The organism is Reyranella sp. GW821-FHT14A01 (assembly GCF_058803965.1).
This window is the reverse complement of sequence record NZ_JBXAPM010000008.1, coordinates 110,556-125,128: the sequence shown is the minus strand read 5'-3', so window position 1 is coordinate 125,128 and position 14,573 is coordinate 110,556. Positions and strand designations below refer to the sequence as shown.

Here is a 14,573-nt window from a genome sequence, read left to right as displayed (position 1 = left end):
GGCGTGGCATAGTCGGGAGAGATGAACCCGACCAGCACTCGCCGCATCGTAGCGGCCGGTACCATCGGCAACCTGCTCGAATGGTACGATTTCGCGATCTACGGCTACTTCGCCGCCACTATCGGCCGGGTGTTCTTCCCGGCCGCGGATCCGGTGGCGCAGGTCCTGGCGGCCTTCGGCATCTTCGCCCTGGGCTACCTGATGCGGCCGCTGGGCGGCATGGTGGTCGGCCATATCGGCGACCGCTACGGTCGCCGCGCCGCCCTCACCTTCTCCATTGCCGCAATGGCGGTGCCAACCTTCCTCATGGGCCTTCTTCCGGGCTACGAGACGCTCGGCATGGCCGCCCCCATCCTGCTGACCCTGCTGCGCATGATCCAGGGCCTGTCGGTCGGCGGCGAGGCGACGACCTCCATGATCTTCCTCGTCGAGCAGGCACCACCCGGCCGGCGCGGCCTGGTCGGCAGCTTCTGCTCGCTGGCCGCCAACGGCGGCTTCCTCCTGGGTTCGGCGATCGGCGCGACCTTCGCCGCCCTCCTGCCGGCCGATGCGCTGGTGGCCTGGGGCTGGCGCGTTCCGTTCCTGCTGGGGATCGTGCTCGGTGTCGTGGGCTGGTGGATCCGCAAGGTCATCGTCGAGGAAGTGCCGGCGCGGTCGCACCAAGGCTCACCCCTGGTCGAGACGATGCGCCATCACGGGCGGGCGGTGGCGCGCGTCGCCGGCATCACGATCTTCAATGCCGTCGGCTTCTACCTGATGTTCCTCTACGTGGTGACCTGGCTGCAGACGGTCGACGGCGTCGCTCCGGCGCGCGCGCTGGAGATCAATACGGTGAGCATGTTCTTCCTGCTGCCGGTGATGCTCCTGTCCGGCTGGCTGTCCGATCGCTTCGGGCGCCGACCGCTCATGTTCACGGCGATGATCCTGGGCTTCGTGGCCGCGGTGCCATGCCTCTGGCTGATGCACCATCCCAACCCGGCGCTGATCCTGGCGGGCCAGCTCGCTTTGGTGATCCCTGCCGGCATGGGTCTCGGCATCATCCCCTCCATCCTGACCGAGGCAGTGGCGGGCCGCGTCCGCTGCACGGCGGTGTCGCTGGGCTACAACATCGCCTTCGGGGTGATCGGCGGCCTGACGCCGCTCACCGCCGCCTGGCTGATCGCCCGCACGGACATGGACCTGAGCCCGGCCTGGCTGTTCATGGGGGCCGCCGCCATCTCCATCGCCACGCTGCTCACCTTCCGCGAGACGTCGCGCGACGCGACCCTGCCGCCGTGAAGATCGGGCGTCGTGCCCTCGCACCGATGGCGCTCGCGGCTGCTGCGCTGCCGGCGCGCGCGGCGCCGTCGCTGTGGGTCGACGCCCACGCGCATGCCTTCGTGCGCGGGCTGAAGCTCGCCGTGGATGCCCGCTACGCGCCCAACTACGACGCCTCATGGCAGACATTGCTGGCGCTGGCCGAAGCCAACGGCGTCGGGCGCGCGGTCCTCCTGCAGCCCTCGTTCCTGGGCTACGACAATTCCTATCTGTTCGGCGCACTGAAGGCCGAACCGCAGCGCTTCCGCGGCGTGCCATGGATCTCGCCCTCGGTCGAGACGAAACCCGAGGACTGGGAGGAGATGGCACGGATCGGCGTGCGCGGTCTGCGCTTCCCGATCTTCGGCCTGCCGACGCCGCAATGGTCGGCCTATCACGAGATGCTGGGCGAGGCCTTGAAGCGCGACTGGCCGATCCATCTCTATGTCGAGAGCAAGCGCCTGCCCGAGATGCTGCCGTTCCTGCTCGATGGCGGCCACAAGGTGGTGATCCCGCATTACGGCATGTTCGACCGCACGCTGGGCCCGGCGCGCGATCCGGGCTTCAAGGTCCTGCTGGAGAGTGCCCGCACCGGCCGCGTCTTCGTCGTGATGTGCGGCGCCTATCGCGTCGGCCCTGAACGCGCCCGGATGGCCGCGCCGATGCTGCTCGACGCTTTCGGCCCCGAGCGCCTGATGTGGGCCAGCGACTGGCCGCACACCGATACCGACCTCAATCGCGTCACGACCTATCCGATTACACTCAAGACATTCGAGGACTGGGTGCCGAACGAAGCGGCGCGGCGCACCATCCTGGTCGATACGCCGTCGAAGCTTTACGGGTTCTGAATTTAAGTCGGCGCTCCAATGAACTAAGCCGTGTCGCCCTCTACAGCGCGGCCTTCGGCGCGCCAGCGCAGCATGCCGCCGGGGAGGTTGGCGACGTCGGTGATGCCGGCCTTGTTCAGGATCGCGGTCGCATGCGCGGAGCGGCTGCCGGCGCGGCAGACGGCGACGATCGGCTTGTCCTTCGGCAGATCCTTCGCGCGCGCCGCCAACTCGCCGAGGGGAACCAGCGTCGCGCCACGGATATGGCCCAGCGGGCCTGAGAATTCGGCGGGCTCCCGCACATCGACGACATTCACCCTGGCGAGATTCTCCTCGAGCCAGTGCGGCTCGACTTCCCAGACGCCGCCGAAGGTGAAACGCAGCGGCGCCCAGCCGGGTTCGGCCGGCGCGCTCGCCCCGTTGCCGGGCTGGCCGCAGCGCAGGTTGGCCGGCACCGCCTCGTCGATCTTCTTCGGGTGCGGCAGGTCGAGGTTCTTCATGTAGCCGACATAGTCGTTCTCGCCGACCTCGCCGCCGAGGCGCGGATTGAACCGCTTCTCCTCGATCACGCTGCTGACCGTGAGGCCGCGATAGTCGTGCGCGGGATAGAGCAGGCAGCCCTCGGGCAAGGCGAAGATGCGCGAGCGCACCGAGCGATAGAGTGCGCGCGGATCGCCCTGCTGGAAGTCGGTACGGCCCGAGCCGCGGATCAGGAGGCAGTCGCCGGTGAAGGCCATGCTCTCGTCGTCGAGCACGTAGGTGACGCAGCCCGACGTATGACCCGGCGTGGCGCGCACTTCGAGCGCGCGGCGGCCGAACTCGATCCGGTCGCCGTCCTGCAGCAGCCGGTCGGCGCCGGCCGCGCCCGACGCGGCCGACAGTGCGATCCCGCTGCCCAGCCGCTGCTTCAGCAGCCAGGCCCCGGTGACATGGTCGGCATGGACATGGGTGTCGAGCGTCCATTTGAGCACGAGGCCGAGCTCGCCGATCAGCGCCGCATCGCGCCGCGCCTGCTCGAACACCGGATCGATCAGCAGTGCCTCTTTCGAGACGCTGCAGCCGAGCAGATAGGTGTAGGTCGACGAGGTCGGGTCGAAGAGCTGGCGAAAGACGAGCATCGGCCCCTCCGTGCTCAGGCTGGTGCGCTGGCCTTGTCGATGGCGGCGATCGACTCCGGTTCGAGCTCCAGGGTCGTCGAGTTCAGCACGTCATCGAGCTGTTTCAGGCTGGTGGCGCTCACGATCGGCGCGGTGATCGACTTGCGCTGCAGCAGCCAGGCGAGAGCCACCTGGGCCAGCGTGGCACCGCTCTTTCCGGCCGCATCGTCGAGTGCCTTCAGCACCGCCATGCCCTTGGGGTTGATGTACTTCTTCACGCCGGCGCCGCGCTGGGCGCTGCCGACATCGGCCTCGGACCGGTACTTGCCCGTCAGGAAGCCGCTGGCCAGCGAATAGTAAGGGATCACGCCAATCCCCTCCTTCAGGCACTCGTCTTCCAGCGCGCCCTCGAACAGGCCGCGCTCCATGAGATTGTAATGCGGCTGCAGGCTCTCGTAGCGCGGCAGGCCTTTCTCCTTGGAAATCTTCGCGGCCTCGGCGAGGCGCGGCGCATCGAAGTTGGAGGCGCCGATGACGCGCAGCTTGCCGGCCTTGATCAGGTCGCCATAGGTCGAGAGCGTCTCCTCCTGCGGCGTGTCCTTGTCGTCCTTGTGCGACTGGAAGAGATCGATGCGGTCGGTGTTGAGACGCTTCAGCGAGGCGTCGACCGACTCGGTGATGTTCTTCCGCGACAGCGCCCCGCTCGGCAGGCCCATGCCGCACTTGGTGGCGAGCACGATCTTGGCGCGCTTGGACGGGTCCTTCTTCAGCCAGGTGCCGATCACCGTCTCGCTCTCGCCGCCCTTGTTGCCCGGGAACCAGCGCGAATAGACGTCGGCCGTATCGACGAAGGAGAAGCCGCCATCGACGAAGGCGTCGAGCAGCTTGTGCGACGTCGCCTCGTCGGCCGTCCAGCCGAAGACGTTGCCGCCGAAGGCGATGGGGACGAATTCGAGATCTGACTTTCCGAGTTTGCGCTTCTGCATGGTTATCTCCTCTGATCCTCTGAAGGTCTATTCGGCGGCCTTGGTCGGCACCTCGGCGGGCGCTTCGGCAAGAGTCTCGGCCGGCAGGGCGGCCGGCGCCTCGCTCGACAGGGCGGCGAGCGCGACGGCCGAGGCGGCAGCAACCGTCGCCGCCGCAGCGGGAGCAGCCGGCATCGTGCGCGGCTCGGCCGGCTCGTTGGCCTGCGGCGGCACGGACGGCGTTGCCGGCAGCGGAAACGGGTAATTGTTGCCTGTGGCGAACTGGATGCCCAGCGCCGGGAACTGCTCGTACATGCGCCGGATCACCATGCGCTGGACCAGGGTCGGGTTCTTCGGGCGCGCCATGAACTTGAAGCGCACGATCACCGAATTGTCCTTGATGTCGACCACCCCCTGCATCTTGGGCGGATCGATCAGGATGGGCTTGTAGGCAGCCTCCTCCATCATCGCGAGGCCGATCTTCTTCATCGTCTTGCGCAGCAGCTCGATGTCGGTGCCGTTGGCGAAGGCGATGTTGAATTTCACCACGGTCCAGTCGCGGCTGAAATTGGTGATGTGGCCGACCTGGCCGAACGGCACGATATGGAGCTGGCCGTTCTGGTGGCGCAGCTTCAGCGAGCGCACGCTGAAACCCTCGACCGTGCCCTTTACCTTGCTGCAATCGACATATTCGCCGATGCGGAACGAATCCTCGGCCAGGAAGAAGACGCCCGACACGATGTCGCGCACCAGCGACTGGCTGCCGAAGGAGACGGCGAGGCCGAACACCGAGGCGCCGGCGATCAGCGGCGTGATGTTGACGCCGAGTTCCGACAGGACCAGCAGGCCGCCGACGACCGCAATGGTGGAGCCGGTGACGACGCGCAGCAGCGGCATCAGGGTGCGCAGCCGCGAGGCCGAGATCTGCACCTCCTCCTCGGAATCGCCCGACACGTCGGCCGAGGGCAGCGGGTTGGAGGCGATGTAGGAGTCCATGCGGTACTTGATGAAGCGCCAGCCGGCATAGATCGCCACCGCGCTCAGGGCCGCGAACTTGGCGCCACGATCATGGACCGTCCATTGCTCCGGCGTCGCGGCCGCCAGCACGCGCACCATCAGGGCCTCCGCGATCATGATCGCGACGTAGAGGCGGACGATCAGGCGCACGCAATCGGCGACAACGTCGCCTGCCATCGGCAGCTCGGAGATGATGTGGCGCGTGATCCGGTGCATCAGCGTCTCGAACAGGAGAAGCCCGATCAGCGCCGACTCGATGGTCGCCATGCCCTGGGCCGCCATCCCGCTCTCGGTCAGGGCGGCATAGACCGCCGCGAGGCCCAGCAGCGCATAGAAGGCGAGACCGGCCATCCACCAGTTGCGCGCCGCGTCCAGCTTGAGCTGGCGACTGAAACCCGTCGGCGGCACCATGGCCGTCAGCCAGGCCGCCATGTCGAAGCGCCAGCGCCAGACGACCCAGAGCGACAGCAGGGCGATCACCGGCACGTAGAGCATGATGGCGGCGCTCGTCATCTCGCGGCTGGCGTCGGTCGCACCCAGGCCTCGCGCCAGGAGGCCGCCCAACAGAGGTAGGAGAACCACGAGATTGAGCGCGACCAGCAGGCGCCCCGCCGTCCCGTCGTCGACCGGCGCGATGCGCCCCTCGGGCGTGCCCGGCCTCAGGAAGGCGCGGAATATGAGGTTGAAGCCGCGCCAGTAGACCAGCGCATGCAGCACCAGCTGACCGAGTTTGGCGCCGAGACTGTCGGAGGGACCCAGTTGGCCCAGCACCAGCCGGCCGGCGACGGCCAACGCGACCAGGGCGAGTACGTCGAGCAGAAGGGCGCGGAAGAAGGCGCGCAGCGGCGTCTTGGCCACCAGGTGATCGAAGGCGCTGACCCGGGCGCGGCTCAGGGCCAGCCGTGCGATGGCCTCCGCGACGAGGCCGGCCACGATGATGCCGACCAGCAGCAGCGCCGTGCGGCCGCCGACCGCCTCCGGCAAGCTGGCGAGATGCGCGCCGAGTGCGGGAAGTTGCGCGACGGTGAATTCAAACCGCTCGGTCATCAGCGTCAGGAAGCTGGCGGCAGCGCTCTCGCCGCCCGTCACGGCCTGCGCCGAGGCGGGGAAGGCCCAGACGCCGGTCAGGCCGCTGATTGCAGAGGCGCTGCCGCAGCTTGACCGTTTCATCGATTCTCCCCCAAAGAAATGCGTCACAAACCTAAGCCAATTGGCGCCCAGCCGCCAGACGACACGACAGGAGAGACGCCCCGATGCTCGGCCTCATGCAGGATCGCCCGCTTCTGATTTCGCAGCTCATCGAGCATGCCGCGCTGAACCATGGTGACACCGAGATCGTCTCGCGCACCGTCGAAGGCCCGATCCACCGCTATACCTACCGCGATGCGAACAAGCGCGCGAAGAAGATCGCCGAGGCGCTTCTGGGTCTCGGCATCAAGACCGGCGACCGGATCGGCACGCTCGCCTGGAACGGCTACCGCCATTTCGAGCTCTACTACGGCATTTCCGGCATGGGCGCGGTCTGCCACACGATCAACCCGCGGCTCTTCCCCGAGCAGATCGTCTACATCGTCAATCACGCCGAGGATCAGCTCCTGTTCGTCGACCTCAACCTGCTGCCGGCCGTCGAGAAGCTGCTGCCGCAGATGAAGGGCGTGCGCCATGTCGTGGCGATGACCGACCGGGCGCATCTTCCCAAGGATTGCAACATCCCCAACCTGCTGGTTTACGAGGAGCTGATCGCCGACAAGCCGGGCACCTACGAATGGCCGGAATTCGACGAACATACGGCCTCGTCGCTCTGCTACACGTCGGGCACGACGGGCAACCCCAAGGGCGTGCTCTATCACCATCGCTCGACCATCCTGCACGCCTATGGCGCGGCACTGCCCGACACGCTGAACCTCTCGGCGCGCTCGGTGGTGCTGCCGGTGGTGCCGATGTTCCATGTCAATGCCTGGGGCCTGCCCTACTCGGCCGCGCTGGTCGGCGCCAAGCTGGTCTTCCCGGGCGTCGCGCTCGACGGCGCCAGCCTGCACGAGTTGTTCGAGAAGGAGCGCGTCACCTTCACGGCCGGCGTGCCGACCGTGTGGCTCGCCCTGATCAATCACATGAAGGCCAACAAGCTGAAGCTTTCGACGGTGAAGCAGGCGGTCATCGGCGGATCGGCCGCGCCGCCCGCCATGATCGAGACCTTCGACAAGGATTACGGTGTCGAGGTGCTGCATGCCTGGGGCATGAGCGAGATGAGCCCGCTCGGCACGGTGAACCATCCGAAGGAGAAGCATCGGGATTTCTCGGCCTCCGACCTTCTGGAAGTGCGCCTGAAGCAGGGCCGCCCGCCCTTCGGCGTCGACATGATGATCGTCGACGATGCCGGCAAGGAACTGCCGCGCGACGGCAAGGCGTTCGGCGACCTGCTGGTGCGCGGTCCGTGGATCACCTCGGGCTATTTCAAGGGTGAAGGCGGCGAGGTGCTGCGCGAGATCGAGGGCAAGGGCGGCGGCTGGTTCGCCACCGGCGACGTCGCCACGATCGATCCCGACGGCTACATGCAGATCACCGACCGTTCCAAGGACGTGATCAAGTCGGGCGGCGAATGGATCAGCTCAATCGACCTCGAGAACGCCGCGATGGCGCATCCCGGCGTCGCCGAGGCGGCGGTGATCGGCATCGCGCACCCGAAGTGGGACGAGCGGCCGTTGCTCATCATCCACAAGAAGCCGGACGCCGAGATCGACAAGAAGGAGCTGGTCGAGTTCCTCGCGACCAAGGTCGCCAAATGGTGGCTGCCCGACGACGTGCAGTTCGTCGAGGCGATCCCGCACACCGCGACCGGCAAGATCCTGAAGACCCGCCTGCGCGAGGACTTCAAGGACTACAAGCTGCCGACGACTTAGAGGCAGCATCTGTCGTCCTGAGCGCAGCGAAGGACCTAGCGGAGCGAACGACGGACTCTCTGGCGAACGTGAGATCCTTCGCTTCGCTCAGGATGACAATTTGCCCGGATCGACATCCTGCTAGCGGTCAACGACTCAACACCGCCCACATGAACAGGAGCGTCGCGCCGATGCCGAGCATCGTGCGCTTGAGGTGGAGCTTGCCCCAGCGGTGCAACAGCACGGCGCTCGTTTCGCCGGCATCGTCGAGCTCGATCGCCTTCAGCTCGTTGTTGACCGGCATGATCATCAGCGCCGTGTAGGCCCAGTTCGAGCCCAGCATGATCGCGCCGACGATCCATAGCTCGTCACGCGTCTGCCACCACGCGGCCAGGCCCAGCAAGAACCCAATGGCAGCAAGGCTGCCCTGCATGATCGTGCCGCGCTGGTAGGACATCTTCCACTGCTGGAGCTGCGCGCGGTCCTCGAGCTGGGATCGCGCCGGATGCTCGGCAAAGCTCACATAGAAGGCCGCGCCGGCAAAAAGCGCCGCCGTCACCAGGGCCAGAATTCCGAAGATCATGACTTTCCTTCCGCGCGCGCTGGACCGAGGCGCTACAGCGGCATTATCGTCCGTCCCGGGCCAAATAGGGAGCCCGAGAAGGAGTAGACCGTGGCCACCGAAACCATTCCCGTCATCGACCTCGGCCCCTACCTCGCGGGCGAGCCTGGCGCGATGGACCGCACGGCCAGGGAGCTGCGCTTCGCCCTGACCGAGATCGGCTTCTACTTCATCGTGAACCACGGCATCGCGCGCGAGAAGATCGCGGGCATGTTCGCCGAGGTGAAGCGCTTCCACGACCAGCCGGTCGAAAAGAAGCTGGAACTCAAGCTCGACCAGCACAATACCGGCTATCTCCCCATGCGCGGCAACACGCTGCGCACCTCGACCATCCAGACCGGCACCAAGGCCAATCTCAACGAGGCCTTCTTCGTGAAGCGTGAGATGGCACCGGACCATCCCGACGTGCTGTCGGGCCGCCGCTTCCGTGGCCTCAACCGCTGGCCCGACCTGCCGGGCTTCCGCGACACCGTCGTCGACTACTGCAACGAGATGGAACGGCTGGTGCAGAAGATGGTGCGGCTCTACGCCCGCGCGCTCGACCTGCCGGCCAACTATTTCGACACGGCCTTCTCCGAGCCGATGTTCTCGATGCGCATGACGCACTATCCGCCGCAGGATGGGCCCGTCGATGACGAGTTCGGCCTGGCGCCGCACACCGACACCAGCTTCCTCACCCTGCTGGCGCCCAACGAGGTGCAGGGCCTCTCGATCCGCAGCCAGAGCGGCAGCTGGATCGACATGCCCGCGATCGACAATGCCTATGTCGTGAACGGCGGGCAGATGCTGCAGCGCTACACCAACGACCTCTTCCTGGCGACGCCGCACCGCGCCATCAACAAGACGACCGGCGCGCGCTATGCGCTGCCGTTCTTCTGCGACAGCGGCATCGACTGGCCGGTCGCCGCCGTGCCGACCACAGTCGGCCCCGACAAACCGCCAAAGTACCCGACCACCTGGTACAGCGACTACATGACCTGGTACCTGAAGCGGAACTACGACGTGCTGAACGAAACCGCCCAGCAGGCCGCCGAATGAGCGCCGAGATCAAACTCGGGCCGGTCGTCCCGATCCTGCGCATCTTCGACGTCGCCAAGGCCAAGGAGTTCTACGTCGACTTCCTCGGCTTCACCTGGGACTGGGAGCATCGCTTCGACGACAATGCGCCGGTCTACGCGCAGATTTCCCGCGCCGGCGTTGTGCTCCATCTCACCGAGCATCACGGCGATGGTGCGCCGGGATCGGCCATGATGATCGAGATGAAGGGCATCGAGGCGCTTCATCGCGAACTCACGGAAAAGAAGTATCGCTACGCGCGCCCGGGCCTCGAGGACCAGCCGTGGGGCGCACGCACGGTCAAAGTGGCCGACCCGTTCGGCAACAAGCTTACGTTCAGCGAACCGAACGATTAGACTTCCCGCGTCACCGGCAGAAAGCCGGGGCTCGGGAGGAACATGCGACATATCTGGATCGGCCGGCTGATCGCCGCGGGACTTGCACTTTCGTGGACGGTCGCTGCGAGCGCACAGACCTTTCCGCAGCAGACCGTCACGATGATCGTGCCCTTCCCGCCGGGCGGCGGCACCGACACGGGCTCGCGTTTGCTCGCACAGAAGCTCTCGGAGAAATGGGGCCAGCAGGTCGTCGTCGACAACAAGCCGGGCGCCGCCGGCATCGTGGGCCTCGAGATCGCGTCGAAGGCCAAGCCCGATGGCTACACCATCGTCATGGGCAATATCGGCACCCAGTCGATCAACCCGTCGCTCTACAAGAAGCTGCCCTACAACGCCGACACCGCCTTCACGCCGATCACCCTGGTGGCCGAGCTGCCGCTGGTCCTCGTCGTCAATCCGGCGACCCCCGCGAAGAGCACGGCCGAGCTGATCGCCGCGGCCAAGGCCAAGCCCGGCGACTTCACCTACTCGACCTCAGGCAACGGCAGCTCGATGCATCTTGCCGCGGCGTTGTTCGAGAACCAGGCCGGGTTGAAGCTGACGCATGTGCCCTACAAGGGCGGCGGACCGGCGATCCAGGACCTGATCGGCGGCCACGTCACCATGTCCTTCGCCACGGTGCTGGAGACCAGCGGCCAGATCAAATCGGGCAAGCTGAAGCCCATCGCCGTCACCAGCGACAAGCGCTCGCCCGCGCTGCCCGACGTGCCGACCGCGGCCGAGACCGGCCTGCCCGGCTACAACTCGATCTCGTGGATCGGCCTGCTGGCGCCCGGCGGCACGCCGCAGCCGATCGTCGACAAGATCGCGGCCGACGTGAAAGCCGTGCTCGCCGATCCGGCGACGCGGCAGCAGTTCATCGACCAGGGCGCGCTGCCCGTCGGCAGCACGCCGGCCGAGTTCAAGGCGCTGATCGACACCGACCGCACCCGTTACGGCAAGATCATCGTCGAGAAGGACATCAAGCTCGAATGAGTATCCGCACATGAGCGGGCCCACCCTGGCCCGCGTCGAAGCCCACGTTTTCCGCACCCCGATCAAGGATCTCGTTCGCACCTCCTTCGGCACCATGACCGAACGGGCTGCCGTGTTCGTCAGGGTCGAGGACTCCGACGGCGCGCGCGGCTGGGGCGAGATCTGGTGCAACTTCCCCAACGCCGCCGCCGAGCATCGCGCGCTGCTGTTCGCCGACATCGTCGCACCGCGCGCCCTGGGCAAGTCGCTCGACGATCCCGTCGGCCTGTGGGGCGAGATCGACCGTGCGCTGCATGTGCTGCGCGTGCAGAGCGGCGATGCCGGCGCCTTCTCGGCCGCAGCCGCCGGCCTCGACCTCGCGATCCACGACCTGCGCGCCCGCAAGCGCGGCCTGCCGCTGTGGCGCGCGCTGGGCGGCACCGACGACTCACCGGTCCCCGTCTATGCGTCAGGCCTCAATCCCGGCCGCGCCGCCTACGACACGGTTGGTCGCATGCGCGCCGCTGGCTATCGCGCCTTCAAGATCAAGGTCGGCTTCGGCGAGGAGACCGATCTCGGCTCGCTGCGCCCCGTCGCAAAGGAGCTGCAGGACGGCGAGCGGCTGATGGTCGACGCCAACCAAGGCTGGGACCTGCGTACCGCCTGCGTCATGGCGCCGAAGCTCACCGAGTTCGGGTTGGGCTGGATCGAGGAGCCGCTGATGGCCGACCGGCCTCTGGCCGAGTGGACCCAGGTGGCGGCTGTGACGCCGACCCGGCTGGCCGTCGGCGAAAACCTGCGCGGCGCCGGTCCCTTCCAGGAGGCGATCGATAGCGGCCTGTTCGGCGTGATCCAGCCCGATGCCGCCAAGTGGGGCGGCCATTCCGGGTGCCTGCCGGTCGCCCGCGCCGCTCTCGCCGCCGGCCGTACCTTCTGCCCGCACTATCTCGGCGCCGGGATCGGCCTCCTCCATTCGCTGCACCTGCTGGCGGCCGTGCGTGGTCCCGGCCTGCTGGAGGTCGACGCCAATCCCAATCCGCTGCGCGAGGATGTACTGCAGGATGCTTTTTCGGTCCGTGACGGAAGCGTCGGCCTTCCCGGCGGGCAAGGACTCGGTCTAGAACCGGATATCAAGCCGCTCCTAAACCTAAGAAGCCTTCATATCGAGCGGCACGCGTAAAAGAGGGAACGCCATGCAGGGTTTGATGCAAGACCGTCCGCTGTTGATCTCGCAGATCATCGACTATGCGGCCGCCTCCTATCCCGAGGTCGAGATCGTGACGCGTACCGTCGAGGGTCCGATCCATCGCTACGGCTACAAGGACGCGCACAAGCGCGCCAAGCAGCTCGCGGAAGCGCTGCAGGGGCTGGGCATCAAGCTCGGCGACCGGGTCGGCACCATCGCCTGGAACACCTATCGCCATTTCGAGCTCTACTTCGGTATTTCCGGCATCGGCGCCGTGCTGCACACGCTGAACCCGCGCCTGGCGCCCGAGCATGTGGCCTACATTGCCAACCATGCCGAGGACCAGATCATCTTCGTCGACCTGAACCTGGTGCCGATCGTCGAAGGCGTGTTCGATCAGCTCAAGACCGTGAAGCATGTCGTGGTCATGACCGACCGCGCCCATATGCCGACCTCGGCCAAGATCCCCAACCTGCTCTGCTACGAGGAGCTGATTGCCGACAAGCCCGGCACGCTCACCTGGCCGGAGTTCGACGAGAAGACCGCCTCCTCGCTCTGCTACACGTCCGGCACCACCGGCAACCCTAAGGGCGTGCTCTACTCGCACCGCTCGACGATGATCCATTCGATGATGATGTGCTCGGGCCCGGTGCTGGCGCTCGATCCCGACACGACCATTCTTCCGGTGGTGCCGATGTTCCATGCCAATGCCTGGGGCCTCGTCTATGCCGGCCCCTTCTGCGGCACCAAGCTGGTCTTCCCGGGCTTCAAGCTCGACGGCGCCAGCCTCTACGAGCTTTTAGACAAGGAGAAGGTGACCTTGTCGGCCGGCGTGCCGACGGTCTGGCTGGCGCTGCTCGACTACTGCAAGCAGAACAATCTCAAGATGGACTCGGTCAAGCGCACGCTGATCGGCGGCTCGGCCGTGCCCTACGCCATGATCGAGCGCTTCTGGAAGGAGCATGGCGTCGAGGTCGCCCAGGGCTGGGGCATGACCGAGATGAGCCCGCTCGGCACCCTCACCCGCTTCAACAAGGGCGAGCGCGACCTGCCCGATGCCGACCGCTTCGCCATCACCGCCAAGCAGGGCCGGCCGGTATTCGGCTGCGAGATGAAGATCATCGACGATGCCGGCAACGACCTGCCGCTGGACGGCAGCGTCTCGGGCAACATGGTCGTACGCGGTCCGTGGATCGTGAAGGGCTACATGAAGGGCGACGGCAGAACCCAGTTCCTCGAGAACGACTGGTTCCATACCGGCGACGTCTGCAAGATCGAGAGCGACGGCTCGGTCGTCATCACCGACCGCTCGAAGGATGTGATCAAGTCGGGCGGCGAGTGGATCAGCTCGATCGACCTCGAGAATGCGGCCATGGGCTGCGAGGGCGTGGCCGAGGCCGCGGTGATCGGCGTCGCTCATCCCAAGTGGGACGAGCGACCCCTTCTGATCATCGTCCGCCGGCCCGAGGCCGACGTGACCAAGGACGATGTGCTCAAGTATCTCGACGGCAAGATCGCCAAGTGGTGGATGCCGGACGACGTGCAGTTCATCGACGCCATCCCGCACGGCGCCACCGGCAAGATCCTTAAGACCGCGCTCCGCAAGCAGTTCGAGAGCTACAAGCTCCCGACCGCGTGAGCGTCTGCCTTCCGGGACTGACGCAGCTCGGCAATCGCCTGGCGCGTCACCTGGAAGGCGCCGACCAGGGCCAGGCCGGACATGATCGCGGCGACGAGATAGTCCGGCCAGCCGGTACCCGAGCCGAACACGCCCGCGGCGGCGGCCAGCACGGCGAGATTGCCGATCGCGTCGTTGCGCGTGCAGATCCACACCGACCGCATGTTGCTGTCGCCTTCGCGCCAGCGATAGAGCAGCAAGGCCACGCCGAAGTTGGCCGCCAGCGCCAGCGCACCGACGATGCCCATCACCGGCGCCGCCGGCACGGTGCCGGCCATCGCGTGGTTGATGGTGGTGATCGCGACCCACAGGCCGAAGGCGCCCATGCTGGCGGCCTTCAGCAGCGAGGCGCGGGCGCGCCACTGGATCGCCATGCCCAGCACGAACAGGCTGATGCCGTAATTGCCCGCGTCACCCAGGAAGTCGAGCGAGTCGGCCAGCAGTGACACCGACTGCGCGGCAACACCGGCGCCGATCTCGACCACGAACATGGCGAGGTTCACTGCCAGCGCGATCCACAGGATGCGCTTGTAGGCGGGCGAGTTCGCCGCCGCACTGGCATGCTCGTGTCCGTGATCGTGGCAATGGGCGCTCATTT

The 14,573-nt window shown here is 66.6% G+C and carries 13 protein-coding genes; 8 read left to right on the top strand and 5 right to left on the bottom strand.

Annotation, left to right across the window (positions count from 1 at the left end):
• Positions 1–21 precede the first annotated feature (21 nt).
• On the top strand, positions 22–1,278 hold the full coding sequence (locus tag AC1ROX_RS15585; RefSeq protein ID WP_493126863.1) for an MFS transporter: 1,257 nt from the start codon (positions 22–24) through the stop codon (positions 1,276–1,278).
• Positions 1,275–2,144 carry an amidohydrolase family protein gene (locus AC1ROX_RS15580; protein WP_493126862.1) on the top strand — a complete coding sequence of 290 codons (870 nt, stop codon included), beginning with the start codon at positions 1,275–1,277 and terminating at the stop codon, positions 2,142–2,144. Before AC1ROX_RS15585 ends, AC1ROX_RS15580 begins: the two co-directional genes overlap by 4 nt.
• Positions 2,145–2,167: 23 nt before the next feature.
• On the opposite strand, the gene AC1ROX_RS15575 is transcribed toward AC1ROX_RS15580, so the two are convergent.
• Genes AC1ROX_RS15575 through AC1ROX_RS15565 form a run of 3 tightly spaced genes read right to left on the bottom strand, consistent with a single transcriptional unit; the run spans position 2,168 to position 6,372 of the window.
• Positions 2,168–3,241 (bottom strand): MBL fold metallo-hydrolase, encoded by a 1,074-nt coding sequence (locus AC1ROX_RS15575; protein ID WP_493126861.1) that lies wholly within the window; start codon positions 3,239–3,241, stop codon positions 2,168–2,170.
• Between the two features lie 14 nt (positions 3,242–3,255).
• A complete protein-coding gene (locus tag AC1ROX_RS15570) occupies positions 3,256–4,206 on the bottom strand; it encodes an aldo/keto reductase (protein ID WP_493126860.1) in 951 nt (316 codons plus the stop codon).
• A 27-nt stretch (positions 4,207–4,233) separates the two neighbouring features.
• Positions 4,234–6,372, bottom strand: coding sequence for a mechanosensitive ion channel family protein (locus tag AC1ROX_RS15565; RefSeq protein ID WP_493126859.1), 2,139 nt, complete (start codon positions 6,370–6,372; stop codon positions 4,234–4,236).
• Between the two features lie 83 nt (positions 6,373–6,455).
• Here AC1ROX_RS15565 and AC1ROX_RS15560 point away from each other — a divergent pair, with 83 nt between their 5' ends.
• Positions 6,456–8,102, top strand: coding sequence for a 3-(methylthio)propionyl-CoA ligase (locus AC1ROX_RS15560; protein ID WP_493126858.1), 1,647 nt, complete (start codon positions 6,456–6,458; stop codon positions 8,100–8,102).
• Between the two features lie 127 nt (positions 8,103–8,229).
• Here AC1ROX_RS15560 and AC1ROX_RS15555 read toward each other — a convergent pair whose 3' ends face one another.
• Positions 8,230–8,664, bottom strand: a complete 435-nt coding sequence (locus tag AC1ROX_RS15555) for an anthrone oxygenase family protein (protein WP_493126857.1) — start codon at positions 8,662–8,664, stop codon at positions 8,230–8,232.
• A 90-nt stretch (positions 8,665–8,754) separates the two neighbouring features.
• Here AC1ROX_RS15555 and AC1ROX_RS15550 point away from each other — a divergent pair, with 90 nt between their 5' ends.
• From AC1ROX_RS15550 to AC1ROX_RS15530, 5 genes are read left to right on the top strand one after another with little or no spacing between them, the layout of a single operon-like run.
• Positions 8,755–9,741, top strand: coding sequence for an isopenicillin N synthase family dioxygenase (locus tag AC1ROX_RS15550; RefSeq protein WP_493126856.1), 987 nt, complete (start codon positions 8,755–8,757; stop codon positions 9,739–9,741).
• On the top strand, positions 9,738–10,115 hold the full coding sequence (locus AC1ROX_RS15545) for a glyoxalase superfamily protein (RefSeq protein ID WP_493126855.1): 378 nt from the start codon (positions 9,738–9,740) through the stop codon (positions 10,113–10,115). The genes AC1ROX_RS15550 and AC1ROX_RS15545 overlap by 4 nt, the downstream gene beginning before the upstream one ends.
• A 42-nt stretch (positions 10,116–10,157) precedes the next feature.
• Entirely contained in the window at positions 10,158–11,132 is a 975-nt protein-coding gene (locus tag AC1ROX_RS15540) for a Bug family tripartite tricarboxylate transporter substrate binding protein (protein ID WP_493126854.1), read from the top strand.
• Between the two features lie 10 nt (positions 11,133–11,142).
• Positions 11,143–12,291 carry a mandelate racemase/muconate lactonizing enzyme family protein gene (locus tag AC1ROX_RS15535; RefSeq protein WP_493126853.1) on the top strand — a complete coding sequence of 383 codons (1,149 nt, stop codon included), beginning with the start codon at positions 11,143–11,145 and terminating at the stop codon, positions 12,289–12,291.
• 13 nt (positions 12,292–12,304) lie between these two features.
• Positions 12,305–13,936, top strand: a complete 1,632-nt coding sequence (locus tag AC1ROX_RS15530) for a long-chain-fatty-acid--CoA ligase (RefSeq protein WP_493126852.1) — start codon at positions 12,305–12,307, stop codon at positions 13,934–13,936.
• Here the strand turns inward: AC1ROX_RS15530 and AC1ROX_RS15525 are convergent.
• A complete protein-coding gene (locus AC1ROX_RS15525; protein WP_493126851.1) occupies positions 13,915–14,571 on the bottom strand; it encodes a cation efflux transmembrane domain-containing protein in 657 nt (218 codons plus the stop codon). The two genes, AC1ROX_RS15530 and AC1ROX_RS15525, sit on opposite strands and share 22 nt — an antisense overlap.
• Positions 14,572–14,573 lie beyond the last annotated feature (2 nt).